This window comes from Amorphoplanes friuliensis DSM 7358 (assembly GCF_000494755.1).
Lineage (GTDB): Bacteria > Actinomycetota > Actinomycetes > Mycobacteriales > Micromonosporaceae > Actinoplanes > Actinoplanes friuliensis.
The window spans coordinates 8657139-8684041 of record NC_022657.1 but is presented as its reverse complement, the minus strand read 5'-3'; the positions used below and the strand labels follow the sequence as shown (position 1 = coordinate 8684041).

The 26903-nt window shown below is 71.1% G+C and carries 15 protein-coding genes, 1 tRNA gene and 1 pseudogene; 16 read left to right on the top strand and 1 reads right to left on the bottom strand.

Annotated elements, in window-relative coordinates; translation table 11 throughout:
• Window positions 1-44 precede the first annotated feature (44 nt).
• From AFR_RS39985 to AFR_RS39965, 5 genes are all read left to right on the top strand, one after another.
• Window positions 45-563: a Uma2 family endonuclease gene (locus tag AFR_RS39985; protein ID WP_238547194.1), complete on the top strand. Its 519-nt coding sequence runs from the start codon at window positions 45-47 to the stop codon at window positions 561-563.
• Window positions 560-1507, top strand: coding sequence for a 4-(cytidine 5'-diphospho)-2-C-methyl-D-erythritol kinase (locus AFR_RS39980; protein WP_023562545.1), 948 nt, complete (start codon window positions 560-562; stop codon window positions 1505-1507). Before AFR_RS39985 ends, AFR_RS39980 begins: the two co-directional genes overlap by 4 nt.
• A gap of 8 nt (window positions 1508-1515) precedes the next feature.
• Window positions 1516-3321 carry an ABC-F family ATP-binding cassette domain-containing protein gene (locus AFR_RS39975; RefSeq protein WP_023562544.1) on the top strand — a complete coding sequence of 602 codons (1806 nt, stop codon included), beginning with the start codon at window positions 1516-1518 and terminating at the stop codon, window positions 3319-3321.
• Between the two features lie 76 nt (window positions 3322-3397).
• Entirely contained in the window at window positions 3398-3865 is a 468-nt protein-coding gene (locus AFR_RS39970; protein ID WP_023562543.1) for a DUF4383 domain-containing protein, read from the top strand.
• Window positions 3865-4323, top strand: a complete 459-nt coding sequence (locus AFR_RS39965; RefSeq protein ID WP_023562542.1) for a DUF4383 domain-containing protein — start codon at window positions 3865-3867, stop codon at window positions 4321-4323. The genes AFR_RS39970 and AFR_RS39965 overlap by 1 nt, the downstream gene beginning before the upstream one ends.
• A gap of 44 nt (window positions 4324-4367) precedes the next feature.
• On the opposite strand, the gene AFR_RS39960 is transcribed toward AFR_RS39965, so the two are convergent.
• Complete coding sequence (locus AFR_RS39960) at window positions 4368-4967, bottom strand: TetR/AcrR family transcriptional regulator (protein WP_041841494.1); 600 nt, start codon at window positions 4965-4967, stop codon at window positions 4368-4370.
• 378 nt (window positions 4968-5345) lie between these two features.
• Here AFR_RS39960 and AFR_RS39955 point away from each other — a divergent pair, with 378 nt between their 5' ends.
• From AFR_RS39955 to AFR_RS39905, 11 genes and pseudogenes are all read left to right on the top strand, one after another.
• Complete coding sequence (locus tag AFR_RS39955) at window positions 5346-12404, top strand: type I polyketide synthase (protein WP_023562540.1); 7059 nt, start codon at window positions 5346-5348, stop codon at window positions 12402-12404.
• A 5-nt stretch (window positions 12405-12409) separates the two neighbouring features.
• Entirely contained in the window at window positions 12410-17419 is a 5010-nt protein-coding gene (locus AFR_RS44395; protein WP_023562539.1) for a type I polyketide synthase, read from the top strand.
• Between the two features lie 11 nt (window positions 17420-17430).
• Entirely contained in the window at window positions 17431-17733 is a 303-nt protein-coding gene (locus tag AFR_RS39945) for an acyl carrier protein (RefSeq protein ID WP_023562538.1), read from the top strand.
• The gene (locus tag AFR_RS39940) at window positions 17730-18494 is read left to right on the top strand and encodes an alpha/beta fold hydrolase (protein WP_023562537.1); all 765 of its coding nucleotides are present in this window, start codon (window positions 17730-17732) and stop codon (window positions 18492-18494) included. The genes AFR_RS39945 and AFR_RS39940 overlap by 4 nt, the downstream gene beginning before the upstream one ends.
• A gap of 14 nt (window positions 18495-18508) precedes the next feature.
• The gene (locus AFR_RS39935) at window positions 18509-19438 is read left to right on the top strand and encodes a sulfotransferase (RefSeq protein WP_023562536.1); all 930 of its coding nucleotides are present in this window, start codon (window positions 18509-18511) and stop codon (window positions 19436-19438) included.
• Window positions 19435-21144: a hypothetical protein gene (locus AFR_RS39930; protein ID WP_041841492.1), complete on the top strand. Its 1710-nt coding sequence runs from the start codon at window positions 19435-19437 to the stop codon at window positions 21142-21144. The genes AFR_RS39935 and AFR_RS39930 overlap by 4 nt, the downstream gene beginning before the upstream one ends.
• 82 nt (window positions 21145-21226) lie before the next feature.
• The gene (locus AFR_RS39925; protein WP_238547193.1) at window positions 21227-22963 is read left to right on the top strand and encodes a hypothetical protein; all 1737 of its coding nucleotides are present in this window, start codon (window positions 21227-21229) and stop codon (window positions 22961-22963) included.
• A 45-nt stretch (window positions 22964-23008) separates the two neighbouring features.
• Window positions 23009-23941, top strand: a complete 933-nt coding sequence (locus tag AFR_RS39920; RefSeq protein ID WP_052359910.1) for an extracellular catalytic domain type 1 short-chain-length polyhydroxyalkanoate depolymerase — start codon at window positions 23009-23011, stop codon at window positions 23939-23941.
• A 168-nt stretch (window positions 23942-24109) separates the two neighbouring features.
• Window positions 24110-24180 (top strand) — tRNA-Gln (locus AFR_RS39915).
• 73 nt (window positions 24181-24253) lie between these two features.
• Window positions 24254-25866: pseudogene (gene glmU / locus AFR_RS39910) on the top strand (bifunctional UDP-N-acetylglucosamine diphosphorylase/glucosamine-1-phosphate N-acetyltransferase GlmU).
• Complete coding sequence (locus AFR_RS39905; RefSeq protein WP_023562531.1) at window positions 25830-26810, top strand: ribose-phosphate diphosphokinase; 981 nt, start codon at window positions 25830-25832, stop codon at window positions 26808-26810. The pseudogene glmU and the gene AFR_RS39905 overlap by 37 nt, the downstream one beginning before the upstream one ends.
• Window positions 26811-26903: the final 93 nt, after the last annotated feature.

Below are 26903 nucleotides of genomic sequence, written 5' to 3'. Positions count from 1 at the left end.
CAGCCGCTCACGTCATGTGGACCCCCGACCCCATCAGGCAGCGCTTGGCCGACCACACCGTTGAGGACGTCCTCCACCTGCCCGACGACGCTCCCCGCGTCGAACTTCGTGACGGAGTCATGATCGTGGTCCCCTCGCCGACCATCGGCCACCAGAACATCGGCAATCTGCTGTGGTTCTGGCTGCGCCAGCACGCCCCGGACACCTTCGAGTCCGTGACAGCGGTCGGCGTCGCGATGGGCCTGCGTGACAGTCTCGAGCCCGATGTGCTGCTGATCCGCCAACCGGTCACGCTGACAAATCACTTCGTTCTTCCCTCACAGGTGGTTGTCGCTGTCGAGGTGGTGTCGCCGGGCACGAGGCGCCGTGACGGGCTGGAGAAGCCGGCGGAGTACGCAGCGGCCAGGATTCCGCACTACTGGCGTATCGAGCAGGATCCGATCCATGTTTTTGCCTATGACCTCGTCGGCAACCAGTACGAGCCGGTTGCGGACTCGGACACGGAGCTGGTGTTGAGCGCGCCGTTCGATATTCGGCTGCCGATCTCGGAGATCACTCCGTGACGGAGGCGTGGGGGCCGGACGACGACAAGCCGCGGCGGTTTGCCGGGCCGGTCAAGGTGCGGGTGCCCTCGAAGATCAATCTGCATCTCGGGGTCGGGCCGCTGCGGGAGGACGGCTATCACGAGCTGAACACCGTCTATCACGCCATCAGCCTCTTCGATGAGCTGACCGCGCGGCGGGGGGACACCCTCACGCTGACGATGGAGGGTGAGGGCGCCGGTGAGCTGGCCCTCGACGACAGCAACCTGATCATCCGGGCGGCCCGGGCGCTGGCCGCCAGGGGGCGGGTGCCCGCGCACGCCCGGCTGCACCTGCGCAAGTCGATCCCGCTGGCGGGTGGGCTGGCCGGTGGCAGCGCCGACGCCGCCGCCACGCTGCTGGCCTGCGACCTGCTCTGGGGTACGGGCTTCTCGCGGGAGGAACTGGCCGAGATCGGCGCCGAGCTGGGTTCGGACGTGCCGTTCCTGCTGCACGGGGGCACCGCGCTGGGCACCGGGCACGGGGAGTCGGTCAGCCCGATCCTGGCCCGGCCGACCACCTGGCACTGGGTGCTGGCGATCGCCGACGGCGGGCTCTCCACCCCCGAGGTCTACCGGGAGCTGGACCGGCTGCGCGAGGGCCCGTGGCCGCCGGCCGCGCTGGAGAACGCCGACGAGCTGATGACCGCCCTGCGGCAGCGCAAGCCCGAGGTGCTCGGTGCGACGCTGGCCAACGACCTCCAGCCGGCCGCGTTGTCACTGCGTCCGGCGCTGGCGGACGTGCTCAAGGCCGGGTACGACGCGGGTGCCGTCGCCGGGATCGTCTCCGGCTCCGGCCCCACCTGTGTCTTCCTGGCGGCCGACGGTGCGCACGCCGAGCAGGTCGCCGCGGAGCTGACCGAGGCCGGGGTGTGCCGGTCGGTGGTCACCGCCCGTGGGCCGATGCCGGGCGCCCGGGTAACCTAGGAAGCATCGTGGCCAACATCATCAATCTGGACCGGGTGAACAAGGGCTACGGAGCCGCCGGTCAGCTTCTCACCGACGTGTCCCTCGGGCTCGACGACGACGCACGCGTCGGCATCGTCGGCCTCAACGGGGCCGGAAAATCCACTCTTCTGCGGATGCTCGCCAAGCTCGAGGAACCTGACTCGGGCCGGGTGACGCACCGCCGTGATCTGCGTGTCGCCGCACTGCCGCAGACCCTGACCCTCGCCCCCGAGGCGACCGTGCGTGATGTTGTGCTGGGCACCGCCTGGCTCAGCGAGGGCATGGGCGCCGAGCACGAGTGGGCCGGTGACGCCGGTGTGCGCACCATCCTCGACGGTCTCGGCATGGGCCACCTCGGGCTGGAGACGCCCGTCGGGCCGATGTCCGGTGGCGAGCGCCGCCGGGTCGCCCTCGCCGCGCTGCTGGTGCGCGAGTCCGACCTGCTGATCCTCGACGAGCCCACCAACCATCTCGACGTCGCCGGTGTCGACTGGCTGGCCCGCTACCTGCTGGGCCGCCGGGGTGCACTGGTGGTCGTCACGCACGACCGCTGGTTCCTCGACGCCGTCTGCACCGCGACCTGGGAGGTCGTGGACGAGCAGGTGTACGCGTACGAGGGCGGTTATGCGGCCTGGACGCTCTCCCGGGCCGAGCGGCTGCGGGTGGCCGCCGCGGTCGAGTCGCGCCGGCAGAACCTGCTCCGCAAGGAGATCGCCTGGCTGCGCCGGGGCCCGCCGGCCCGGACGTCGAAGCCGCAGTTCCGCATCGACGCCGCGAACGCCCTCATCGCCGACGAGCCGCCGGTGCGTGACCAGGTCAGCCTGCAGCGGCTGGCGACCACGCGGCTGGGCAAGCAGGTCTACGACCTCGAGGACGTCACCCTGCACGCCGGCCCGAAGCCGATCTTCGCGAACCTGACGTTCCAGGTCGGTCCCGGTGACCGGATCGCCATCCTGGGTGCCAACGGCGCCGGCAAGACCACGCTGCTGCGGATGCTGGCCGGGGTCACCCGGCCGGACGGCGGGCGGCTGGTCACCGGCTCGACCGTGCGCGCCGCGTTCCTGTCCCAGGAGCTCAAGGAGCTGCCGGGGCACATGCGGCTGCTGGAGGCGGTCGAGGACGTCGCCCGGCGCGTCAAGCTGGGTGACCGGGAGCTCTCGGCCGGTCAGCTCGCCGAGGTGTTCGGGTTCACCGACAAGCGCATCTGGACGCCGGTCAGCGACCTGTCCGGTGGTGAGCGCCGGCGGCTCCAGCTGCTGCGCCTGCTCGCCACCGAGCCGAACGTCCTGCTGCTCGACGAGCCGACGAACGACCTCGACACCGACACGCTCGCCTCGCTCGAGGACCTGCTCGACTCCTGGCCGGGCACGATGGTCGTCGCCAGTCACGACCGTTACCTGGTCGAGCGGGTGACCGACACGGCGTACGGCATGTTCGGCGACGGCCGGCTGGTGCACCTGCCCGGCGGCATCGACGAGTACCTGTCGCGCGTCGGCAATCCGGCGGCGCCGCCGTCGGCGCACACGGCCGGCGGCAAGGCCCCGGCCGCGCCCACGGCCGACGGCATGTCCGCGGCCGAGCTGCGGGTGGCCCGCAAGGATCTCTCCCGCCTGGAACGTCAGGTCGCCAAGCTCGACGAGCGCATTCTCAAGATCAACGAGAGCCTCGCCGTGCACGGGAGCGACTACGACAAGATCCTCGAGCTGGACGCTCAGCTCAAGGCGGTCCAGGAGGAGCGTGGCCAGGTCGAAGAGGCCTGGCTGGAGCTGGCCGAGCGGCTCCCGGAGGCCTGATCCGGGGGTGCTCCTGCGCGGGCTCCGGGGATGCGCGAGAATCGGACGACACAAACCGACGTTGGAGACGGAAACCATGGCGCACAATCCGGTCAATCACCCGCTGCGGCCGCTCTACCGCGCCCTGAGCGCGCTGACCGGCGTCTACCTTGTGCTCTTCGGGATCCTGGGCATGATCCAGACCGCCGACAACGGGCTCTTCGGCAACGGTGACGACCGGGTGCTGGGTCAGCGCACCAACCTCTTCTGGTCGCTCGTCGCCGCGCTGATCGGCGTGATCGTGGTGATCGCCACCGCCATCGGCCGCAACTCCGACACCGAGGTCGACAAGTACTTCGGCTGGGGTCTGCTGGTGGTCGGCAGTTACGGCCTGGCCGTGATCCGGACGGACGCCAACTTCTTCAACTTCAGCATCTCGACCGTGGTCGTGACCTATCTGGCCGGGCTGTTCCTCATCACCGCCGGGCTCTACAGCAAGGTCGCGCCGGAGTCCGAGGCCGGTGCGCCGCGACAGGCGCGCGAACGCCAGGCACAATCTGCCTGATGGCGCACTACCCCCTGAACCATCACCTCCGGCAGCCCTACCGCTGGCTCACCGCCGCCTCGGGGCTGTACCTCACACTGTTCGGCATCCTCGGCATCGCCTTCACGTGGGGCGACCCGTTCTTCCACCGTGGTTCCGACTGGGTGCTGGGGCTGCGGACCAACCCCGCGGCGGCCTGGCTGTCCACCGTGCTCGGGCTCGTCGTCCTGGCGGCGGCACTGGTCGGCGGCAACCTGCACCACCGCGTCAACCTGGTGCTCGGCTGGGGCATCCTGGGTGTCGCCATGACACTGATGGCGATGATCCAGACCGACGCCAACGTGCTGAACGTGTCGATGGTCAACATCATCGTGCTCACGGTGCTCGGGCTCTTCGTCCTCGTCGGCGGCCTCTACGGCAAGGTCGGCTCGGACGAGGAGAGCCGGCACGAGCGCGAGGCCGGGCTCCTGCACGGCTGACGGCCGGACCGGCCACCCGCCTCCCCGCTTGCCGCACCGGACGGTCAGCGGGGGCGGGTGATCAGCGTGGGTTTCGGCTCCAGGTGGGACAGGCCGTTCCAGGCCAGGTTGACCAGGTGCGCCGCGACCATTTCCTTCTTGGGCTTGCGGGCCTCGCGCCACCACTGGCCGACCAGCGCCACCATGCCCACCAGCGCCTGGGAGTAGAGCTCCGCGAACTTCGGGTCGATGCCGCGCGACTTGAACTCCGCGCCGAGGATGTGCTCGACCTGGTGCGCCACGTCGTTCATCACACTGGAGAAGTTGCCGGCCGGTGAGAGCACCGGCGACTCGCGGACCAGCACCTGGAAACCGTGCGGTTCCTCCTCGATGTAGTCGAGCAGAGCCAGCGCCGCCTGCTCCAGCAGGTCACGGGGATGCCCCGCGGTCAGAGCCGCGGCGATGCGGTCCAGCAGGGACCGGACCTCACGGTCGACCACGACGGCGTAGAGGCCTTCCTTGCCGCCGAAGTGCTCGTAGACCACCGGCTTGGAGACCTTGGCGCGCGAGGCGACCTCCTCCACCGAGGCAGCCTCGTAACCACGCTCGGCGAAGAGCTGCCGCCCGGTGGCGATCAGCTGCTCACGGCGCTGGGCGGCCGACATGCGGACGCGGGAGGTCGCCGGAGCGGCCCGGCCCGGCGCCGCGGCCGCACGTGCCCGCCTGCCCCGGGGCGGATCGGTCTCGCTCTGGTCTGTCACCCGGCCATCCTGCCAGGGGAGTGCCCGTCACACCGGCCTCGCGCGGCGGCCGAGTTTGACAACTTGTGGAATCGTGAGTTTTTCGTCAGCGGGGCCAGATGCAGGAGATTCGGAAAAGTGCACCGAGCACGAAAGAATCTGCACTTTTTCCATCGACATGGTGTAACGCCGTCGTAACTAGCTCCCGCTAACTTCTGCTCCGAACCAGATTCACGTATTGACATGTTTACTTCCGCCCCGTGCCCTGTCCCGAACGGGAGTCCGATGAAGACTGTCCGGCAAATGCGTTCCCTGGTGCTCGCCGTCAGCGGTGGTACCGGTCTGGAAGCGAGTCCGCACCAGGTCACCGCCGCTGTCCAAGCCGGCGGGACGGGGGTGCTGGACCTCGGTTCCGGCGACGCCTGGAGCCTGCGGGTGCTGGCGCGAACGGCCCGGCGTGCGAGCGAGGGCTTCGGTGTCCGCGTCACAGCCGCCTGCGCCGCCACACCGTCCGATCTGGACCGCCTCGGTGGCTCCACCGTGGACCTGGTGGTGCTGACTGCCGACGCCGGCTGGGACGTCACCGCCCTGGCCGAGCGTTATCGCGTGCTCGTCGAGGTCACCGATCTCGCCGAGGCGCAGGCCGCCGCGGACGCCGGCGCCCACGGTGTGATCGGCCGCGGCATGGAGTCCGGCGGACGGGTCAGCGCGCTGAGCTCCTTCGTGCTGCTCCAGCAGCTGGCCGGCATCGGCCTGCCGGTCTGGGTGGCCGGTGGCATCGGTCCGCACACCGCGGCCGCCTGCGTGGTCGGCGGTGCGGCCGGCGTCCTTCTGGACACCCAGCTGCTCCTGCTGCCCGAGTCCGCGGTCGCCGACCAGGTCACCGCGGTCGTCCGCCGCATGGACGGCACCGAGCCGGTGCTCCAGGACGGCCACCGGGTCTTCGTGAACGCCGGTGAGCCGCTGCCGATCGGTCAGGACGGCTGGCTCGCCGCCGACTTCGCCGGCCGGTACGCCGACACGGGTGCTGCCGTGCGCGGTGTCCGTGACGCCGTCGTCGACGCGCTCGGGCACGCCGACGCGGGTGAGGCGCTCAGCCCCGGATCACCGCTGGCGCAGGCTCTGGGCGTACGCCTGCCTGTGGCGCAGGGACCGATGACCAGGGTGAGCGATGTCGCGGGTTTTGCCGCCTCGGTCGCCGACGGCGGCGGTCTGCCGTTCATCGCGCTGGCCCTGGCCAACGCCGAGCAGTCGCGGCGGATGCTGACCGAGACGGCCGCCGCGCTCGGCGACCGGCCGTGGGGTGTCGGGGTGCTCGGTTTTGCGCCCGAGCAGCTGCGCAACGCCCAGATCGACGTGATCCGTGAGATCAAGCCCGCTGTGGCGATCATCGCCGGCGGGCGTCCGGCCCAGGCCAAGGGTCTCGAGGCCGACGGGATCAGCTCGTTCCTGCACGTGCCGTCGCCCGGGCTGCTGCGGCAGTTCCTGCAGGCGGGGTCGCGCAAGTTAATCTTCGAGGGCGCCGAGTGCGGCGGCCACGTCGGCCCGCGCGCGAGCTTCCCGCTCTGGGAGGCACAGCTCGGGGTGCTCACGGAGTTCCTGACCGGGCGCGGCGACGACGTGGCCGCGGAGCTGCAGATCTTCTTCGCGGGTGGCATCCACGACGAGCGGTCCGCCGCGATGGTCGCCGCGATGGCCGGTCCGCTGACCCGCCGTGGCGTCCGGGTCGGTGTGCTGATGGGCACGGCCTACCTCTTCACCGAGGAGGCGGTGACCCACGGCGCGATCCAGCCGCTCTTCCAGCAGCAGGCCATCGACGCGACGGCCACCGCGCTGCTGGAGACCGCTCCCGGTCACGCCACACGCTGCCTGCAGTCCGGCTTTGTCGACGACTTCCACAGCCTCCGCGACCAGCTCGAGACCGCCGGTGTGGAAAACCGCGTGGTCTGGGAGCAGCTGGAGATGCTCAACGTGGGCCGGCTGCGGATCGCCAGCAAGGGCCTGACCCGCGACGGCGACCAGCTGGTCACCGTGGACGACGACACCCAGGCGGCCGAGGGCCTCTTCATGGCCGGTCAGGTGGCGGTGCTGCGCGAGGCCGCCACCACGGTCGCCGCGCTGCACGACCAGGTGACGACCGTGGCCGCCGCCGGGCACGCCGACCGGGTCACCGAGCTGCGTGCCGACCTCGGCCTCGACCCGGTGCTGGAGCCGGTGACCGCCGACCCGCTGGACATCGCGATCGTCGGCATGGCCTGCGTCTTCCCCGGCTCGCCCGACCTGGCCAGCTTCTGGGAGACCGTGGTCAGCAGCGCGAACGCCGTGGGTGACGTGCCTGCCGACCGCTGGGACGTGGAAACCTACTACGCGCCCGAGGTCGGGCCCGGGCAGGCCGGCCGGATCACCGTCTCCAAGTGGGGCGGCTTCATCGACCCGGTCCCGTTCGACGCGATCAAGTACGGCATCCCACCGGCCGCCCTGGCCAGCATCGACCCGACCCAGCTGCTCGCGCTGGAGATCTCGCACCGGGCGCTCGTCGACGCGGGGTACGCGTACGACTCCGGTGCCGACCACTCGAAGACGGGTGTGGTCTTCGGCGCCGAAGCCGGCAGCGACATGAGCCAGACGCAGACGCTGCGGACGCTGCTGCCCGGTTACCTCGGCGACGTGCCCGCGCAGATGGAAGACCTGCTGCCGACGGTCACCGAGGACACCTTCCCGGGTGTGCTCGCCAACGTCATCGCCGGCCGGGTCGCCAACCGTCTCGACCTCGGTGGCCCCAACTACACGGTCGACGCCGCCTGCGCGTCCTCGCTGGCCGCCATGGACTCCGCCTGCAAGGAGCTGCTGGCCGGCGACAGCGACCTGATGATCTGCGGTGGCGCCGACCTGCACAACGGCATCAACGACTACCTGATGTTCACCTCGGCGCACGCGCTCTCGCCGACCGGCCGCTGCCGCACCTTCGACAGCACCGGTGACGGCATCGCCCTCGGTGAGGGTGTCGCCGCCGTTGTCCTCAAGCGACTCTCCGACGCCGAGCGTGACGGCGACCGCGTCTACGCCGTGATCAAGGGCCTGGGCGGGGCCAGCGACGGACGTGCCCTCGGTCTGACCGCCCCTCGCGCCGAGGGACAGCGCCGGGCTCTGGACCGCGCGTACGCCGGAGCGGGTGTCACCCCGAGCCAGGTCGGCCTGGTCGAGGCGCACGGCACCGGCACGGTGGTCGGCGACCGCACCGAGCTCGAGACCCTGACCCGGCTCTTCACCGAGTCCGGGGCACGCCCGGGCGGCGCGGTGCTCGGCTCGGTCAAGTCGCAGATCGGCCACACCAAGTGCGCCGCGGGCATGGCCGGTGTCATCAAGGCCGCGCTGGCGCTGCACACGGGTGTCAAGCCGCCGACGATCGGCCTGACCCGGCCCAACCCCGCGTGGAACCCGGAGACCAGCCCGTTCGCGTTCCACACCGAGACCCGGCCCTGGGCCGCGCCCGCGGAGGAACGCGTCGCCGGGGTGAGCGCCTTCGGTTTCGGCGGCACCAACTTCCACGTGGTGCTCGGCGCGCACGCCCCCACGGCCGACCCGCGGCACTCGCAGCAGCAGTGGCCCGTCGAGTTGTTCACATTTCGCGGTGCGACGGTCGAGAACGCGCGGCGCGGGGTGCGGAAGCTCCTCGACAAGCTGCCCGCCGGTGGTCGTCTGCGGGAGCTCGCCGCGACGACCGCGAAGGAGTCCGACCCGCGTACCGGACCGGTCCGCATCGCGGTTGTTGCCACCGACATCGACGACCTGGACACCCTGCTGCGCCGGGCGCTCGACGGCGAGCACGACCCGCGCAAGGGGCTGATCCAGCCGCCGGCTGCCGCCGGCCCGGGAGAGGTCGCCTTCCTGTTCCCGGGGCAGGGCAGTCAGAAACCCGGTGCGCTGGCCGACCTGTTCGTCGCGTTCCCCGAGCTGCACGAATATCTCGAGCTCGGCCGTGACTGGGCCGACCTGCTGTTCCCGCCGACCGCGTTCGACGACGCGACCGAGCAGGCCCAGCAGGACCGGATTCGTGACACCCGCGTCGCTCAGCCCGTGCTCGGCATCGGCGGGCTCGCCGTCGACCACGTGCTGCGGCGGCTCGGTGTCCGTCCCGACATGGCCGGTGGTCACAGCTACGGCGAGCTGGTCGCGCTCTGCACCACGGGAGCGTTCGACCCGGCCACGCTGCTCGACCTGAGCCGCGAGCGGGCCGCCGCGATCCTGGCCGCCGCCGGTGACGACCCGGGCACGATGGCCGCAGTCAGCGGCACCGCGGAGGAGATCCGGGCCGCGCTGACTGCCGCCGGGCTCGACGGCGAAGTGGTGCTGGCCAACCACAACGCACCCACCCAGGTTGTCATCTCCGGTCCGACCGCGGCGATCGGCCGCGCGATCCCGGCGCTCAAGGAGGCCGGCCTGCGCGCCCGGGGCATCCCGGTCGCCGCAGCCTTCCACAGCCCGGTGGTCGCCGGTGGCTCGGCGACCTTCGCCGGCGTGCTCGCGGACCGGCCGATCGGCACACCCGACGTCCCGGTCTGGTCGAACACCACCGCCGAGCCCTATCCCGGCGACGCGGACGGTGTCCGGGCCGGGCTCGCCGCCCAGATCGGTGCACCGGTCCGCTTCGTCGAGCAGATCGAGGCCATGTACGCCGCCGGCGCCCGCACCTTCGTCGAGGCGGGACCCGGCCAGGTGCTGGCGAACCTCGTCGGCGCGGTGCTCGGCGACCGTGACCACCTGGTCGTCACCGTCGACGGCCGCCCCGGACAGGGCCTGCGCGCCCTGCTCACCGCAGCCGCCGAGCTGGCCTGTGCGGGTGTCCCCGTGCAGACCGGCTGGCTCTTCGCCGGCCGCGACGTCACCGGCCCGGTGTCGCCCGGCACCGGCAACCGTCCCACCTGGACCGTCGACGGCCAGGTCGTGCGTGACCGGAACGGGGACTGCCTGCCCGGCGGGATGACCCCGGCCCGGCGCATCGAGATCGAGGAGTTCACGATGACCGCAGTGCAGGGGCCCGAGAGTGCCCGCGACAGCCGCAGCGACCTGGTGAGCGAGTTCCTGCGGACGAGCCGGGACCTGATCGCGACCCAGCGCGACGTGCTGCTGGCCTACCTCGGTGACGCTCCCGCCGCCGGCCGCATGGTCTGGCAGCCCGCCGAGGTGACCGCGGTCGCCGCGACGCCGGCAACGCCGGTCACCCAGGTGGCGCCCGTGTCTCCCGCACCCGCACCCGTGTCCATGCAGGTGGCGGCGGTCCACTACCCGACCGTGGCCGAGACCGAGGCGGTGCTGACCGGCCTCGACGTGCAGGGCGCGGTGCTCTCGGTGATCAGCGAGCGGACGGGTTACCCCGAGGAGCTGATCGAGCTCGACCTCGACCTGGAAGCGGATCTGAGCGTCGACTCGATCAAGCGTGCCGAGGTTGCCGGTGAGGTGGCCAACCGGCTGGGTCTGTCGGTCGAGGGTGACGAGTCCGAGCTGGAAGAGCTGGTCAAGGCTCGCACTGTCCGCGCGATGGTGTCCTGGCTCGACCTTCGCATCAACGTGACAGTGACCCCGGTTGCCCCCGTTGTCGCCGTTGCTGCTCAGCCCGCCGCGATCGTGATGGACGTGCAGGGTGCCGTCCTCACCGTGATCAGCGAGCGCACCGGATATCCCGAGGAGCTGATCGAGCTCGACCTCGACCTCGAGGCGGACCTGAGCGTCGACTCGATCAAGCGTGCCGAGGTTGCCGGTGAGGTGGCCAACCGGCTGGGTCTGTCGGTCGAGGGTGACGAGTCCGAGCTGGAAGAGCTGGTCAAGGCCCGCACGGTCCGCGCGATGGTGTCCTGGCTCGACCTGAAGATCAACGCGCCGGCGGAGACCGTCGCGGCGTTAGAGGTCAGGGCCGCGGAAAGCGAGGCACCGCCCCCGCTGGGCATCGCCCCGCAGCGCCTCGTGTCCCGGCTCGACGCCGTCGCCGCTACCGGTGACACCGAGCTGACGGGCGCCCGGTTCTTGATCACCGGTGGTGACGCCGAGACGGCCGCACTGGCCGCGCTCCTGGCCGACGCGGGTGCGACCGGCGTGACCGGTTCGACCGCCACCGACCCGGCGGGCTTCGACGGCATCGTGCTGCTCGACGGCCTGACCGAGGGCGCCGGCAACCTGCTGCCGGACGCGTTCGGCTTCCTCAAGAACGCCCTGACCGGTGCCCCGCGCTGGCTGGTGGCCGCCGGTCCCGAGGGCGGCAGCCCGCAGACGGACGGGATGACCGGGCTGTTCCGCACGATCGCCCGCGAATACCCGGAGACCATCGCCCGCTACGTCGAGGTGCCCGACGCCGGTGCCGTGCTGGCCGAGCTCACCGACTCGACCACCGCACCGGTGGTGCTGCACCGCGGTGGCGAGCGGCTGGTCGGAGAGCTGACCCCGGTGGGCCTCGGCATGCTCGCCGACGGCGGCGCCGGACCCGCCGGTGAAGGCGCGGCCGAGGCGCAGGCGATCGGCCTCGACCAGGACTCGGTCGTGGTCCTGATCGGTGGCGCCCGCGGGATCACGCCGTGGTTCGCGCGGACGGTGGCGGCGACCGCCCGGTGCCGTGTCGAGCTGGTCGGGCGTACCCCGCTGCCGCAGACCGACGAGGACCCCGAGCTGGCCGCCGCGCCGGACAAGGCCGCGCTGCGGTCGGCGCTGGCCCGGCGGGGGATGCGCTCACCGGCCGAGATCGACCGGACCGCCTCGGCGATCCTGGCCGCCCGCGAGGTCAACGCCACGGTCGCGGAGCTGGGCGAGCTGGGCGCCGAGGTGCGCTACCACTCGCTCGACGTCCGCGACGACGAGGCCACCCACCGGCTCATCAAGCAGATCCACGACGAGTACGGCCGCCTCGACGGGCTGGTCTACGCGGCCGGGATCATCGAGGACAAGCTGGTCGCCGACAAGGACCCGGCCTCGTTCGACCGGGTCTTCCGCACCAAGGTCGACGGCGCCCGGTCGGTGCTGGACGCGCTCGACGCCTGCGGTGCCGAGCCCCGCTTCGTGGTCATGTTCGGCAGCATCGCGGCGGCGTACGGCAACCGCGGCCAGAGCGACTACGCCGCGGCCAACGACGCGCTCGACGCGATGGGCGCCCGGTGGTCCGCGACGACGGGACACCGTGCGCTGACCGTGCACTGGGGACCGTGGGCACCGGTCGGCGCGCACGGCGGCATGGTCACACCGGAGCTCACCGCCGAGTACGCCCGCCGCGGCATCGGCCTGATCGACCCCGAGGAGGGCGCGCTGAGCCTGCTCCGCGAGCTGGCCTGGGGTGACGCCGCGACGACCTCGGTCGTCCTGACCGCGTCGGGCTGGTAGGGCCGATGGAGCAGATCGCGATCGTCGGGATGGCGGCGCTCTTCCCGGGCGCCGGCAACCTCGACGAGTACTGGCGCAACCTCGTCGCCGGCCAGGACAACATCAGCGACGTCCCCGAGGACCGTTTCGACGCCCTCTTCTACGACCCGGACAACGCGCACCGGCCCGACCGGCTCTACACCCGGCGCGGCGGGTTCCTCGACGACGCCACCTTCGAGCCGCTGAAGTTCGGCATCATGCCGAACTCCGTCGGCGACATCGAACCGGACCAGCTCATCGCCCTCGAGGTCGCGTCCGCGGCCATCGCGGACGCGGGCGGCCCGGAGAAGATGCCCGACGCGGACCGGATCGGCGTGATCCTCGGCCGCGGCGGCATCCTCAGCCCGGCCGCCGCCCGGTACGCCCAGCGTGTCCGCATGTCCAGCCAGGTCATCGGCATCCTGCGTGAGCTGTTCCCCGACCTCGACGAGGACCGCCTCGACCTGGTCCGGGCGCGCTTCGACGAGCGCCTCGGCAAGCACCAGCCCGAGGGCACGATCGGCCTGGTCCCCAACCTCGCCGCCTCGCGGGTCGCCAACCGTCTGAACCTGCGCGGGCCGGCGTACACGATCGACGCCGCCTGCGCCTCGTCGCTGCTCGCCGTCGACCAGGGCATGACCGAGCTGTCCAACGGCCGCCTCGACGCGGTGCTCGCCGGTGGTGTGCACCACGTGCACGACATCAGCTTCTGGTCGGTCTTCAGCCAGCTGCAGGCGCTCAGCCGCAAGGGGACCATCCGCCCGTTCGACGCGGACGCCGACGGTGTGCTCATCGGCGAGGGCACCGGCATGGTCGTCCTCAAGCGCCTCGCCGACGCCGAGCGCGACGGCGACCGGGTCTACGCCGTCATCCGTGGGAGCGGCACCTCCAGCGACGGCCGCTCGGCGAGCATGTTCAACCCCGCCAGCTCCGGGCAGACCCTGGCGATCCGCCGCGCCTGGGAGATGGCCGGGCTCGACCCGACCGCCCCGGACGCCCTCGGCCTGCTCGAGGCCCACGGCACGGCGACACCGACCGGTGACGCGGCCGAGCTCACCACGGTCGCCGAGGTCTTCGGCCCGCACGTCACCGGGGACAGGCCCGTCATCGGCTCGGTCAAGTCGATGATCGGCCACGCGATGCCCGCGGCCGGTGTCGCCGGCCTGATCAAGGCCACGCTGGCGGTCTACCACGGGACGCTGCTGCCGACCCTGAACGTGACCAACCCGCGCAGCGAGATGGCGGCGACCCGCTTCCAGCCGATCCCCGCCGCCCGGCCCTGGGAGAGCGAGGGTCCCCGCCGCGCCGGCGTCAACGCGTTCGGCTTCGGCGGCATCAACGCCCACGTGATCATCGAGCAGCACGCCGCGCCGGTCGGCGCCGTCCAGGTCCGGGAGCCGGAGCGGGTGCTGCGGCTCGCGGCCGGTTCGGTGCCGGAGCTCGCCGCGCTGCTCGACCGCCCCGACGTCCGTGACCTGCCGCAGGACACCGAGGCCGGCCCGGTCCGTCTCGGCCTGTTCGACCCGAGTGACCAGCGCCTGGGCATCGCCCGCAAGATGGTCGCCCGCGGCGAGGCCTGGCGGGGCGGGCGTGACATCTGGTTCACACCCCGGCCGCTGCTCGGCGCCGGCGGCGGCAAGCTCGCCTTTGTCTTCCCCGGCGTCGAGGCCGAGTTCGCGCCGCGGACCGCGGACGTGGCCGCACACTTCGGCCTGCCGCACCGCGAGTGGACGGCCGCGGACCTCGGACAGCACGGCACCGGACTCGTCGAGGTCGGCCGCCAGCTCGACATCGCCCTGCGCCGCATGAACATCAAGCCGGACGCGGTGGCCGGTCACAGCATCGGTGAGTGGACGGCGGCGGCGGTCACCGGCCAGATGAGCACGCAGGGCGTGGACGCCTTCCTCGGCATCTTCGACGCCGACAGCGTGGAAGTCTCCGGGTACGCGTTCGCGGCGATCAGCGCCGGCGTCGAAAGCATCGAACCGGTCCTGGTCGACTACCCGGGCGTGGTCCTGTCCCACGACAACGCGCCCCACCAGTGTGTGGTCAACGGCCCTCGTGACCAGGTCCAGCGCCTGGTCGAGGACCTGCGAGCGCGAACGATCCTGTGCCAGCTCCTGCCGTTCCGGTCGGCGTTCCACACCCCGGTCTTCGCCGAAGGTCTGCAGGCGATCGGTGCCGCCCTCGGCCACTGGGAGGTCCACCCGACCGAGGTGCCCGTCTGGTCCGGCACGACCTCGGCGCCGTTCCCGACGGACCCCGACGAGGTCAACGCCCTCTTCATCCGCCACATGATCGAACCCGTCCGCTTCCGCCAGACCGTCGACGCGATGTACGCCTCGGGCATCCGCGTCTTCCTCCAGGTCGGCGCAGGCCAGCTCGCGTCGCTGATCGACGACAACCTCCGCGACCGCGAACACCTCGCCATGCCGGTGAACGTGTCCCGCCGCAGCGGCCTCGAACAGCTCCACCGTGTCGCCACGGCCCTGTGGGTCGACGGCGGCGCCCCGGACCTCGCGGCCATCACACCGGCCGCGGCCCCGGCCCGGGTCAACACCGTGGCCGGCCCGGCCGCCCGCAAGGGCCCGGCGATCAAGCTCGACCTGGGCGGCCCGCTGGTCAAGCTCGGCGAAGGCGCCGACCGCCTCCTGGCCCCCTCCGGTACGCCCACAGCCCAGCGCCCGATGTCACCCGCACCGACCTCCGCGCTCCCCACGCAGCGTCCGGCGATTCCGGCCCAGCGCCCGGCAAGCACGACCCAGCGCCCGCCGGTTCCGGCTCAGCGCACGGCGACCGCGGCCCAGGGCCCGGCGGTTGCAGCCCAAGGCGTGGCGGCACCGGCTCAGCGTGCGGGTGTTGCGGCCCAGCGGCCGGCACCTCCGGCCCAGCGGCCGGCGAATCCGGGCCAGCGCCCGGCGGTTCCGGCTCAGGGTGCGGCTGCACCGGTTCAGCGGCCTGCCGGGAGCACCCCGCGCACGGTCGTGCCCGCGCAGCGACCGCCGGCTCCGGCTCCGAGCCATGTGGCGCCGCGTCCGGAGCCGCAACGGCCGGCTGTGCCTGCGGCTTCGGCGGGGGCGTCGGCCGAGGCGCATTCGGCTGCGCTGTCCGCGCTCGGCAAGCTGGCCGGCAGTTCCAAGGCCGCCGCCGAGCTCGCCGCGCTGCTCCAGGAGACCGCCAACGACGCGGTCACCGTGATGACAGCAGCCACCACGACCAACCGCGCAACCCCCGCCGCGCCGCCACGCGTGCCACCGGCCGCACCGCCGCGTGGTGTCCCGGCCACGCCGGCGCGCGGCGTCCCGGCCGCGCAAACCCGCACAGCCCCGGCGGCGCCGAGCCGCACGGCCCCGGGCGTGCCGGGCCGCGTGGGTCCGGCGGCGCCGGGCTCGGGCCACGCGTCGCTCCCGGGCTCGGGCAGCGACGGACCCGGCAGCAGGGCCTCTGCCGTTCCGGCGACTGGCCGGCTCGGTGAGCCAGGAACGTCAACTCGGCCCGTACCGGAAAAGGTCTTCAAAACCACCCTGGACGTCTCGGTGGAGACCATGCCCTACCTGCGGGATCACTGCTTTTTTGTGCAGCCGGACGATTGGCCGCAGGTCGAGGACCGCTGGCCGGTCGTGCCCGCCACGACCGTCGTGCAGCACATGATGGACGCCGCCGAGCAGGCCGTGCCCGGGCTCAAGGCTGTTGCCGTGCTGGAGGCGAAGTTCCATCGGTGGCTGATCGCGGCGCCGGCGCAGCAGGTCGAGATCACGGTCAAGACGATCGCGCCGAACCGGGTTGCCGTGGTTTTCGGGGGTTACGCCAAGTCGATCGTGGAGCTGGCGGCGGACTATCCCGAGCCGGCCGAGGCGCCCTGGACGCACGATCCGGCGACCGAGCGTCCGCCGACAACCAGCGCCGAGACCATGTACGCCGAGCGGCTGATGTTCCACGGGCCGCAGTTCCAGGGCGTCACCGCTGTGCACGCCCTCGGCGACATGCACGTACGCGGTGTGGTCACGGCTCCCGTTCCGCCGGGCGCGCTGCTCGACAATGCCTTGCAGCTCATCGGGAACTGGCTGATCACCACGCAGCCGTTCCGGACGGTGGCGTTGCCGGTCGGGCTGCGGCACGTGAAGTTCTACGGGCCGCCGCCCGCGGCCGGGACCGCGTTCGAGTGTGTGGCGCGGGTCCGGGAGATCACCGACGGGGAACTGATCGCCGACACGCAGCTGTCGGTCGGTGGCCGGGTGTGGGCGCAGATCGACGGTGCGACGGACCGGCGCTTCGACAGTCATCCGACCGCGCGGGCCTGTGAGCGTTTCCCCGAGAAGTTCCCGATGTCGCAGCGCCGGCCGGAGGGCTGGACGCTCGTCTTCGACGCGTGGACCGACCTGGTCACGCGGGGGATGGCGGCGCGGGGCATCCTCGGCGGGGAGGCCGCGGTCGAGTACGAGCGGATGCCCGGCGCCCGGAAGAAGCAGTGGATGCTCGGGCGGATCGCCGCCAAGGACGCCGTGCGGTTCCGGCAGTGGGACGCCGGGCACACCGACGTCTACCCGATCGAGCTGACCGTCCGGAACGAGCCGTCCGGGCGCCCCTACGTCGAGTTGCGACCGGGCCGCGGGCTGGTGGAGTCCGAGGTCTCGATCGCGCACACGGCCGAGATCGGGGTCGCGATCGCCGGTGACAAGGGCTCCGAGGTCGGGATCGACGTCACCGAGATCGTCGCCCGTGACGACAGCACGATCCGCTACGCGCTGACCGACGCGGAGATCGCCGCGCTGGGCCCCGACCGGGAGCTGGCGTTCGCCCGGATGTGGGCGGCCAAGGAGGCCGTCGGCAAGGCCCTCGGCACCGGTCTCGACGGGGCGCCGCGCCGGTTCGTGACCGACATCGAAGCCGGCACCGTCACTGCCGGTGATCGCACTTTCCGGGTCGGGACCACTGTGGTCGAGAACCCGCCCGAGCTGCCACCCCGCCGCTATGTCGTTGCCTGGACAACCAACTAAGGAGCACCGCCATGCCCTCGGACCAGAACGCGATCCTCGCCGACGTCTCCGCCATGCTGCGGTCGGTGCTGGGAGATTTCGGCGACGACGCCGAGGTCACCATGACCAGCACGTTCCGTGACGACCTCGGCCTGGAGAGCATCGACGTCGTGTCGCTCGCCGGGCGCCTGCAGGCCCGGTACGGCACCAGTGTCAACTTCGCTCAGTTCGTCGCCGGCCTCGATGTGGAATCGGTCGGTGAGCTGAAGGTGGGTCAGCTGGTCGCGTACATCGCGGCGTCGCTGGACCGCCGGGACCCGGTGCCCGTCTCGTGAGCCACGTCCACGCCAACGGGATCTCCCTGCACGTCCAGGAGGTGTCACCGGCGGGCGAGCAGACGGGCACCGTGGTCCTGATCCACGGCATGGCGTCCGACAGCATGGCGAGCTGGTTCCTCACGCTCGCCCATCCGCTGGCGCAGGCCGGTCTGCGGGTTCTGCTCTACGACCTGCGCGGGCACGGCCGGAGTGAACGCCCGGCCACCGGCTATGGCCTCGACACTTTCGTGGCGGATCTCGACGCGCTCCTGGACCACTGGGACGTGACGGGTCCGGTGCAGTTGTTCGGCAACTCGTTCGGCGGCACGGTCGCGTTCGCCTACGCGGCGTACCACCCGGACCGGGTCGCCGGTCTGGTCGCGATCGAGTCGGCGCCGCCGACAGCGACCTGGTTCGCCCGGTTGAAAAAGCGGCTCGGGCAGGCGCGCAACGGCGGGTTCTCGGCGGCCGGTCGCGGTCCGCTGTTCGCCCGCAAGCTGCGGGACACCTCCGCCCTGCTGAACGACACCAGCCTCGCCGCCGAGCTGCCGGCCAGCCGGTTGCCCGCGCCCGAGCTCATCTCGGGGATCAGCTGCCCGGTGCTGTGCCTCTACGGCGCCGAGTCGGCCGTTCACGAGCTGGCTCCGGAGACCGAGGCGCTGCTGCCGCAGACCGAGACCGTGATCTTCCCCGGTGCCCGGCACACCCTGCTCATCGACGAGTCCGACCAGGTCCGCAGCCACGTGCTGCGCTGGCTCGACCGCATCCCGGCCCGCTGAACTCAGGAGACCGCATGGATCGCTCGATCATCATCAGCAACGGCCGCTGTGGCTCGACTCTGCTGTCCGACCTCATCGTCGAGGAGCCGGAGACCTGTTCGGCGCAGGAGTTCTTCATGTCCGTCGCCCCCTGGGTACGCGGCGACGGCCTGCTCACCGGCGCCGAGTACTGGTCGGTGCTGAGCAGCCCCAAGGAGGAGATGGCCGCGCTGCACCGCGTGGGCCTGCCGCCGAAGGAGATCCGCTATCCCGCGACGGGCCGCTGGGCGGACAACATGGTCAACCTGCCGCGCATCCTCGGCATCACGCTGGCGAAGCTGACCGACGACCCGGACACGCTCTACGACAAGCTCGCCGCCCGGGTGCCGGACTTCCCGTCGCAGACCGTCGGCGCCCACCACCAGGCGTTCCTGGACCTGCTGGCCGAGCAGACCGGCCGCAAGCGCTGGGTCGAACGGTCCGGCGGCTCCAGCCAGATCGCGCCGTTCATCCTGGAGAACTTCCCGACGGCGAAGATCGTCTACCTGACCCGCAACTGGGCGGACACCGCCGCGTCGATGAGCAAGCACTCGGTCTTCCAGCTCATCCAGCTGCGCATCGAGGCCCTGGGCCGGTACGGCGTGGACCCGTTCCGCGTCGCCCCGGGGCAGGACGTGCCGGCGGAGCTGGAGGCGTACCTGCCGGACCGGCTCACCGCGGAGCTCGTGCGGGAGCGCGGCTCGGATCCGAAGAAGTTCATGGCGCTGTGCGCGTTCATGAGCAGCCAGGCCGAGCAGGTGCTCAGTGATCACCCGCCGGCGCAGCTGCTGACCATGGCCTACGAGGACCTGCTGGTCGACCCGGTCGGTGAGCTCACGAAGCTCGGCTCGTTCCTCGGTTTTGCCGACCCGGCCGGCTGGGCCGATGGTGTCGCGCACCGCGTCAAGTCGCCCGTCCGCGCATGAGAGCGAGACGAATTCTGCGCCGTGCCACCGCGGTGCTTGCTCTGGCTGTGCTCGCCCTCGCAGCGGCGGTCAACCCGGCTGCCGCTGCCGGCGACGACGACAGCTACTGGTTCCAGCTGCTCGCCAAGGCGCAGGCCGACGAGTGTTTCAACGGCATCGGGCTGCCCTATCCGGCCGGCCCGCCGTGCGCCGAGGGGCAGCCGAAGGTCAACCAGGCGTACGTCTGGGGGCTGACCCGGATCGGGAGCCACGTCTGGTTCGGCACCGGCGCGCAGCCGAACTGCCTGACCAGCGGGGCCACCCTGGACGTCCTCAAGCCGACGGTCAACGACAACTACGTCTGCGAGTACGGCGAGAGCCAGACGGTCAAGAACGACCCGACGTGGCCGGCCGAGATCGGCGACCAGCGCCCGCCCGAGGTGTGGCTCTACGACGCGCGGACCCAGCGGTCGGTGAACAAGTCCCGTGAGATCTCGGCGCGTTCGGCCGCCGACGCGGAACGGCTGCGGACGACCATCGGTCTGCGAGCCGCCGGCAACCTCGACGGCGTGGTGCTGCTCGGTGGGCCCGCACTGAACGACTCGATGAACCTGTTCGCGTTCGACAACCGGACGCGGCGGTTCCTGGGGTCGGCGACGCTCACCGCGTACGGGAACATCCGGACCTTCTTGCAGGCCGAGGGTGGGCTTTATCTCGGGGTGGGTGTCGGGACGAACGGCATCTCGGGCGGTGCCGTGCTGCGCTGGACCGGCAGCAGGCGGGCGCCGTTCACCTTCGATCAGGTGGCGACGCTGCCCGTGCAGGCCGCCGACCTGACCTACCACGACGGCCGGATCGCGACCACGAGCTGGCCCGCCGAGCAACCCACCACCGTGGACCGGCTGGCCGGGGTCTGGATCAGCCCGGTGCTCGCCGACGGTGCACCCGGCCTGACCACCGAGGACGCCACCGGCTGGAAGCAGGTGTGGCATGCGCGGCTCTACGAGACCGACCGGGTTGTCGCCGCGACCTACGGTGGTGGTGGTGTCGCGTCGTTCGGCGGTTACCTCTACTGGGGCACGATGCACGTGCCGATGAAGGCCACCAAGGTGCACCAGTCGGTCTACCCCCAGACCACCGACGAGGCCAAGGTCAACCAGGTCGTCAACACCCAGCGCGGCATCTCCATCTGGCGGGGCAAGGACCTCGGACTGCCCACCCAGCAGATCGATCTCCTGTACGGCGAGACGGAACTGCCGACGTACGACCCGGCCACCGCGACGTGGTCGAAGGTGTCCACCGGCCGGACACCGCTGTACGGCAAGTCCGGCTTCGGGTACCCGTTCAACAACTACACGTGGCGGATGGCCGTGGCCGGCGGGCGCCTCTACGTCGGAACCATGGACTGGAGTTACATCGCCCAGGACCTGCTGGCCCAGGGTTCCGGCTTCACCACCGCCGACCGGTCGGGGGTCGGCGCCTCGGCCATCGATCCGGCGGCCTTCGGCGGGGACCTGTGGATGTTCCCGTCCGCGTCGGAGCCGGCCCAGCAGGTCAGCATCACCGGTCTCGGCAACTACCTCAATTACGGGATCCGCAACATGGTCCCGGACGGCGACGACCTGTACGTCGGCATGGCCAACCCGATGAATCTGCGTACCGATCCGACCGACGACGTTCCGGAGGGTGGCTGGGAGCTGATCAAGCTCACTGCTCCCTCGAGCTAACTCCGCGTGGGCGGGCGGCGCATCCCACGGCGCCGCCCGCCCGCTTCACCCCGTGCGCCCCCGCATCCGCGGTGGCGCTCGTTTGCGTATCCGGAAGGAAATCACGTTGATCAATATAAGAAGACTTCTCGCGGCAGCGGCCATCGCTGTCGTGTCGGCGGGCGTGGCGGTGTCACCGGCCGCGGCGGCAGCCCCGCAGTACAAGTTCACGCTGCTCGCCAAGGCCAAGGCCGACCAGTGTTTTGCCGGTGTCGGTCAGCCGTACCCGGCCGGCCCTCCCTGCCGCACCGGCCAGTCCAAGGTCAACCAGGCGTACGTGTGGGGCCTGACCCAGGTCGGCAAGATGATCTGGTTCGGGACCGGCGCCAACGTGCACTGCCTGGTCAGCGGCGCGACGCTCGACTACGTCAAGCCGACGGCCAACGACAACTGGACCTGTGAGTACGGCGAGAGCCAGCACGCCAAGACGGACCCGGCGATCCCGGAGTACCTCGGTGACATGCGCGCACCCGAGGTGTGGACGTACGACACCGCCACCGGGCGCAGCGTCAACAAGAGTGCCGAGATCCGCGCGAAATCACCCGAGGACGCCACGCGCCTCGCCCACACCCTCGGTCTGCGCGCCGCCGGCAACTTCGGCAACGTCGTGCTGCTCGGCGGCCCGGCGCTGGAGAACACGCTCAACATGTTCGCCTTCGACGCCACCACCAAGCAGTACCTCGGCTCGGTCAACTTCCCGGACTACGGCAACATCCGGACGTTCCTGGTCGCCGAGGACGCGCTCTACCTCGGTGTCGGCATCGGCCGTAACGGTTCCGCCGGTGGTGCCGTCTGGCGCTGGAACGGTTCCACGACCGACCCGTTCGCCTTCCAGACCGTGGCGGCCCTGCCCGTGCAGGCCGCCGACCTGACCGTCTACGACGGCCGGATCGCCGCGACCAGCTGGCCCGCCGAGCAGCCCACCACCCAGCAGATGCTCGCCGGTCTCTGGATCAGCCCGAAACTCGCCGACGGCACTCCCGGCCTCAACCCCGAGGACTCGGCCGGCTGGAAGCAGGTCTGGAACGCGCGCCTCTACGAGCCCGACCGTGTCATCTCCGCGACCTACGGCGGCGGTGGCATCGCGGCCTTCGACGGGTACGTCTACTGGGGCACGATGCACGTCCCGATGAAGTCCAGCACCGTGCACGCGACCGTCTACCCGCCCGTCGACGACCAGGCCGCCAAGGACCAGGCCGTGAAGACCCAGCGGGCGGTCAGCATCTGGCGCGGCAAGGACCTCGGGCTGCCGACCCAGAAGATCGAGCTCCTGTACGGCGAGAAGACGCTGCCCGCCTGGGATCCCGCCACGTCCACCTGGTCGGACAAGTCCACGAACTACACGCCGCTGTACGGCAAGTCCGGCTTCGGTCAGCTGTTCAACAACTACACGTGGCGCATGACCGTCGTCGACAACAAGCTCTTCGTCGGCACGATGGACTGGAGCTACCTGGTCAAGGATCTGCTCGCCGGTGCCGCCCCGCCGGTCAACGCCAAGGCCCGCAAGGCCCTCGCCGACCCCGACAACTGGCACAAGCCGCTGGTCAGCCCGGCGAACTTCGGCGGCGACCTCTACATGTTCCCGTCCTCGACCGAACCGGCGACGGCGGTGAACACCCGTGGCCTCGGCAACTACCTCAACTACGGCATCCGCAACATGATCCCGAACGGCAAGGGCGGGCTCTACATCGGCATGGCCAACCCGATGAACCTGCGGACCAACAAGACGGACGCCCGTCCCGAGGGCGGCTGGGAGCTGCTCGAGATGAACAAACGCTGACCCTGCCCGTACGCAACCCGAACATCGAAGGTGAACGGTGACGAGATGAAGCGCCTGCCCGCCCTGGTGGCTGTCGTACTGCTCGCCCTCTCCGGCTGCACCCGGAACGCCCCGCAGCCGGCACCTTCGCCGTCCGCCGCCCTGCCCGTCGGCAAGTCGAGCGCCAAGCTCGCTGTCGACGGGCGGGACCGGACCTATCTGCTGTACCGCCCGGCCTCGGCGCGGGCGAACGCCCCGCTGGTGATCGTGCTCCACGGCGCGGTCGGCACCGGCCGCCAGGCCGAGGAGTCGTACGGGTGGGACGCCGAGGCCGACAAGGGTGGCTTTGTCGTCGCGTACCCGGACGGGGTGAACCGCACCTGGAACGCGAGCAAGGACTGCTGCGGGGTGGCGGCCCGCGACGACGTGGACGACGTCGGTTTCATCACGCAGCTGGCGGGGGCGGTGCCGGCGGTGGACCCGCAACGCGTCTACGTCACGGGAATTTCGAACGGCGCGCTGCTCGCGTACCGGCTGGCCTGTGAGACGAAGATCTTCGCCGCGATCGGCCCGGTGGCCGGCACGATGATCAATTCTTGCGACTCCCCGTCCCCGATCTCGATCATCCACATCCACGGCAAGGACGACCCGACCATCCCGTACGCGGGCGGGCCGGGCCGGCGCAGCAACGACGGCAAGGGCCGGCTCCCGGCGCGGATCGACGGGCCCGCGGTCCCCGATCTGATCGCGGAGTGGCGCCGGATCGACTCCTGCGCGGCGCCGACCGAGAAGACGGCCGGAGCGGTCACCACGTCGATCGCGACGTGCCCGGACGGGCGCGCGGTCGAGCTGATCTCGGTGGCCGGAGCGGGTCATCAGTGGCCGGGGTCCCGTCCGGCGCCGATCGCCCAGAAGCTCCTGAAGCTGGACCCGCCCTCGGACGCGGTCGCGGCGACACCGGTGATCTGGACCTTCTTCGCGGCGCACCCGCGGTCCTGAATTCACGGGGTCACCCGCGGAAAACGCACAATCCGTCCCGGCTCCGGCGTGTGGTCGGAGATCCTTGTCGGGTCGGGCTTGTCGCGTCGCATTGCCGCGCGACCGGTTGTTCCGGAGACGCTAGTATGTGAGCCGCGAACATGACCTCGCGTTATGTCCGCCAAGCCCTCCCGGGTCGTCTAAGGGTAGGACCACGGCTTTTGGTGCCGTTTATAGGGGTTCGAATCCTCTCCCGGGAGCTCCGAGTCCGCGGTTGAGCCTGACGCCGCTGTTCTGCATAGCCGCCGCTGTTCTGCATAGCCACTGCGATCGATGGAGTCCCGCGTGAGCCAGGCCCAGAGCCGTACCGTTGTCGTTCTTGCCGCCGGTGAGGGCAAGCGGATGAAGTCCGCGACGCCCAAGATGCTGCACCCGCTGCTCGGCCGCACACTGCTCGGTCACGTGCTGCATGCCGCCGAGGCCGCGCAGGCCTCCCGCACGGTCGTGGTCGTCGGTCACAAGGCCGACCAGGTGCGCGCGCACCTCACCGAGATCGCCCCCGGCGCCACCCCGGTCCTGCAGGCCGAGCAGAACGGCACCGGTCACGCCGTCCGCATCGCCCTCGAGGCGATCCCCGAGGCTTCCGGCACCGTGGTCGTGCTCAACGCCGACGTGCCGCTGCTGCGCCCCGGCACGGTCGCCGACCTGGTCGCCGCGCACGAGTCCACCAGCCGGGGCGCCACCGTGCTCGCCGCCGAGGTCCCCGACCCGGCGGGTCTGGGCCGGATCGTGCGGGACAGCGCCGGCAACCTCGAGCGCATCGTCGAGGAGCGCGACGCCTCACCCGAGGTGCGCGCGGTCCGCGAGGTCAACGCCGGCATCTACGCCTTCGACGCCGTGCTGCTGCGCGAGGCGCTGGGCAAGCTGTCGACCGACAACGACCAGGGCGAGGAATATCTGACCGACGTCTTCGGCCTGCTCGCCGCCGTGGGTCACGCAGTCGGCGTGCACGTCGCGGCCGACGCGCTGGAGACCCTCGGGTGCAACGACCGGGCCGAGCTGGCCCGGCTGCGGGCGCTGCTGCGCGACCGGATCAACACCGGCTGGATGCGCTCGGGAGTGGCGATCCACGACCCGGCGACCACCTGGATCGACGTGACGGTGACGCTCGAGGCCGACGCGGTCGTCGACCAGAATTCCCAGCTCCAGGGCACGACAACCGTGGCCACCGGCGCCGTTGTCGGCCCCGACACGACGCTCGTCGACACCGTGGTGGCGGCCGGCGCGACGGTGCTGCGGACCCACTCGATCGGTGCGGAGATCGGGCCGGACGCCACGGTCGGCCCGTACTCGTACCTGCGCCCGGGCACCCGCCTGGGCCGCAAGGCCAAGATCGGCGGTTTTGTCGAGGCGAAGAACGCCGAGCTCGGCGCCGGCGCGAAGGTGCCGCACCTGACCTACGTCGGTGACGCGACGATCGGGCCGAAAGCGAACATCGGCGCGGGCACGATCTTCGCCAACTACGACGGTGTCACCAAGAGTCACACCACGGTGGGCGAGGCGGCCTTCGTCGGCAGCGACACCGTGCTCATCGCGCCGGTGGAGATCGGCCCGGGGGCGTACGTCGCCGCGGGCAGCGCGGTCACCAAGGACGTTCCGGCGGGCAATCTGGGCGTCACGCGCGCACCGCAGCGCAACGTCGAGGGGTGGACGGCGCGCAAGCGTCCCGGCACCGTCTCGGCCGATGCTGCGGAGCGCGCCGGGAAGCCGCAGACCGATGACACCGGCGCCTGATCAGCGCAAGCTGGGGTGAGGCATCCCACGCCCTGGATCCGGCACGTGGCGCCGGGACGGCCGCGGGTAATACTTCAGGTGACAACCCCTCGATTGCACGGGAGCGGACGAGCCGATGGGCAGCATCGTCGCGGAGAACCGTAAGAGTTTGATGCTTTTCTCCGGCCAGGGCTTCCCGGAGCTGGCGGAGGAGATCGGACAGGTGCTCGGCGTCGCGCCGACCCCGTCGGATTCGTATGAGTTCGCCAACGGCGAGATCTTCGTCCGGTTCAGGGACTCGGTCCGCGGCTCGGACGCCTTTGTCGTCCAGTCGGTCACCGAGGGTGTGAACCGGTGGGTCATGGAGACCCTGATCATGGTCGACGCGCTCAAGCGCGGATCGGCCAAGCGGATCACGGTGGTCCTGCCGTTCTACCCGTACTCCCGGCAGGACAAGAAGCACCGCGGTCGCGAGCCGATCTCGGCGCGGCTGGTGGCCGACCTGCTGAAGACCGCGGGTGCCAACCGCATCCTGACGGTCGACCTGCACACCGCGCAGATTCAGGGCTTCTTCGACGGGCCGGTGGACCACCTGTTCGCGATGGACATCCTCGCCGAGCACGTGATGCACAAGTTCGAGGGCCGGCCGATGACGGTCGTGGCCCCGGACTCCGGCCGGGTCCGGGTGGCGGAACGGTGGACGGACCGCCTGGGCGGTTGCCCGCTGGCGTTCATCCACAAGACCCGCGACCCGCTGAAGCCCAACCAGGTCGTGGCCAACCGTGTGGTCGGTGAGGTCGAGGGCCGGGTCTGCCTGATCGTCGACGACATGATCGACACCGGTGGCACGATCACCAAGGCCGCGGACATCCTGTTCGACTCGGGCGCCGCCGACGTGATCGTCGCGTCGACCCACGCCCTGCTGTCGGACCCCGCGACCGAGCGTCTCAAGAACAGCCGGATCAGCGAGCTCGTGGTGACCAACACGCTGCCGCTGCCGCCGGAGAAGCAGCTCGACAAGATCACCGTGCTGTCGATCGCGCCGCTGCTGGCGCGGGCGATCCGCGAGGTCTTCGACGACGGTTCGGTGACCACCCTCTTCGGTGGCCTGAGCTGACCCCGGGCGGGGTCTGACCTGGGCCTGCAACTTGCATCGTGCGGGTGAAATTTTCGCAGGGAGAGTGATCCGGCGGGACCCGCCGGTTCGGGT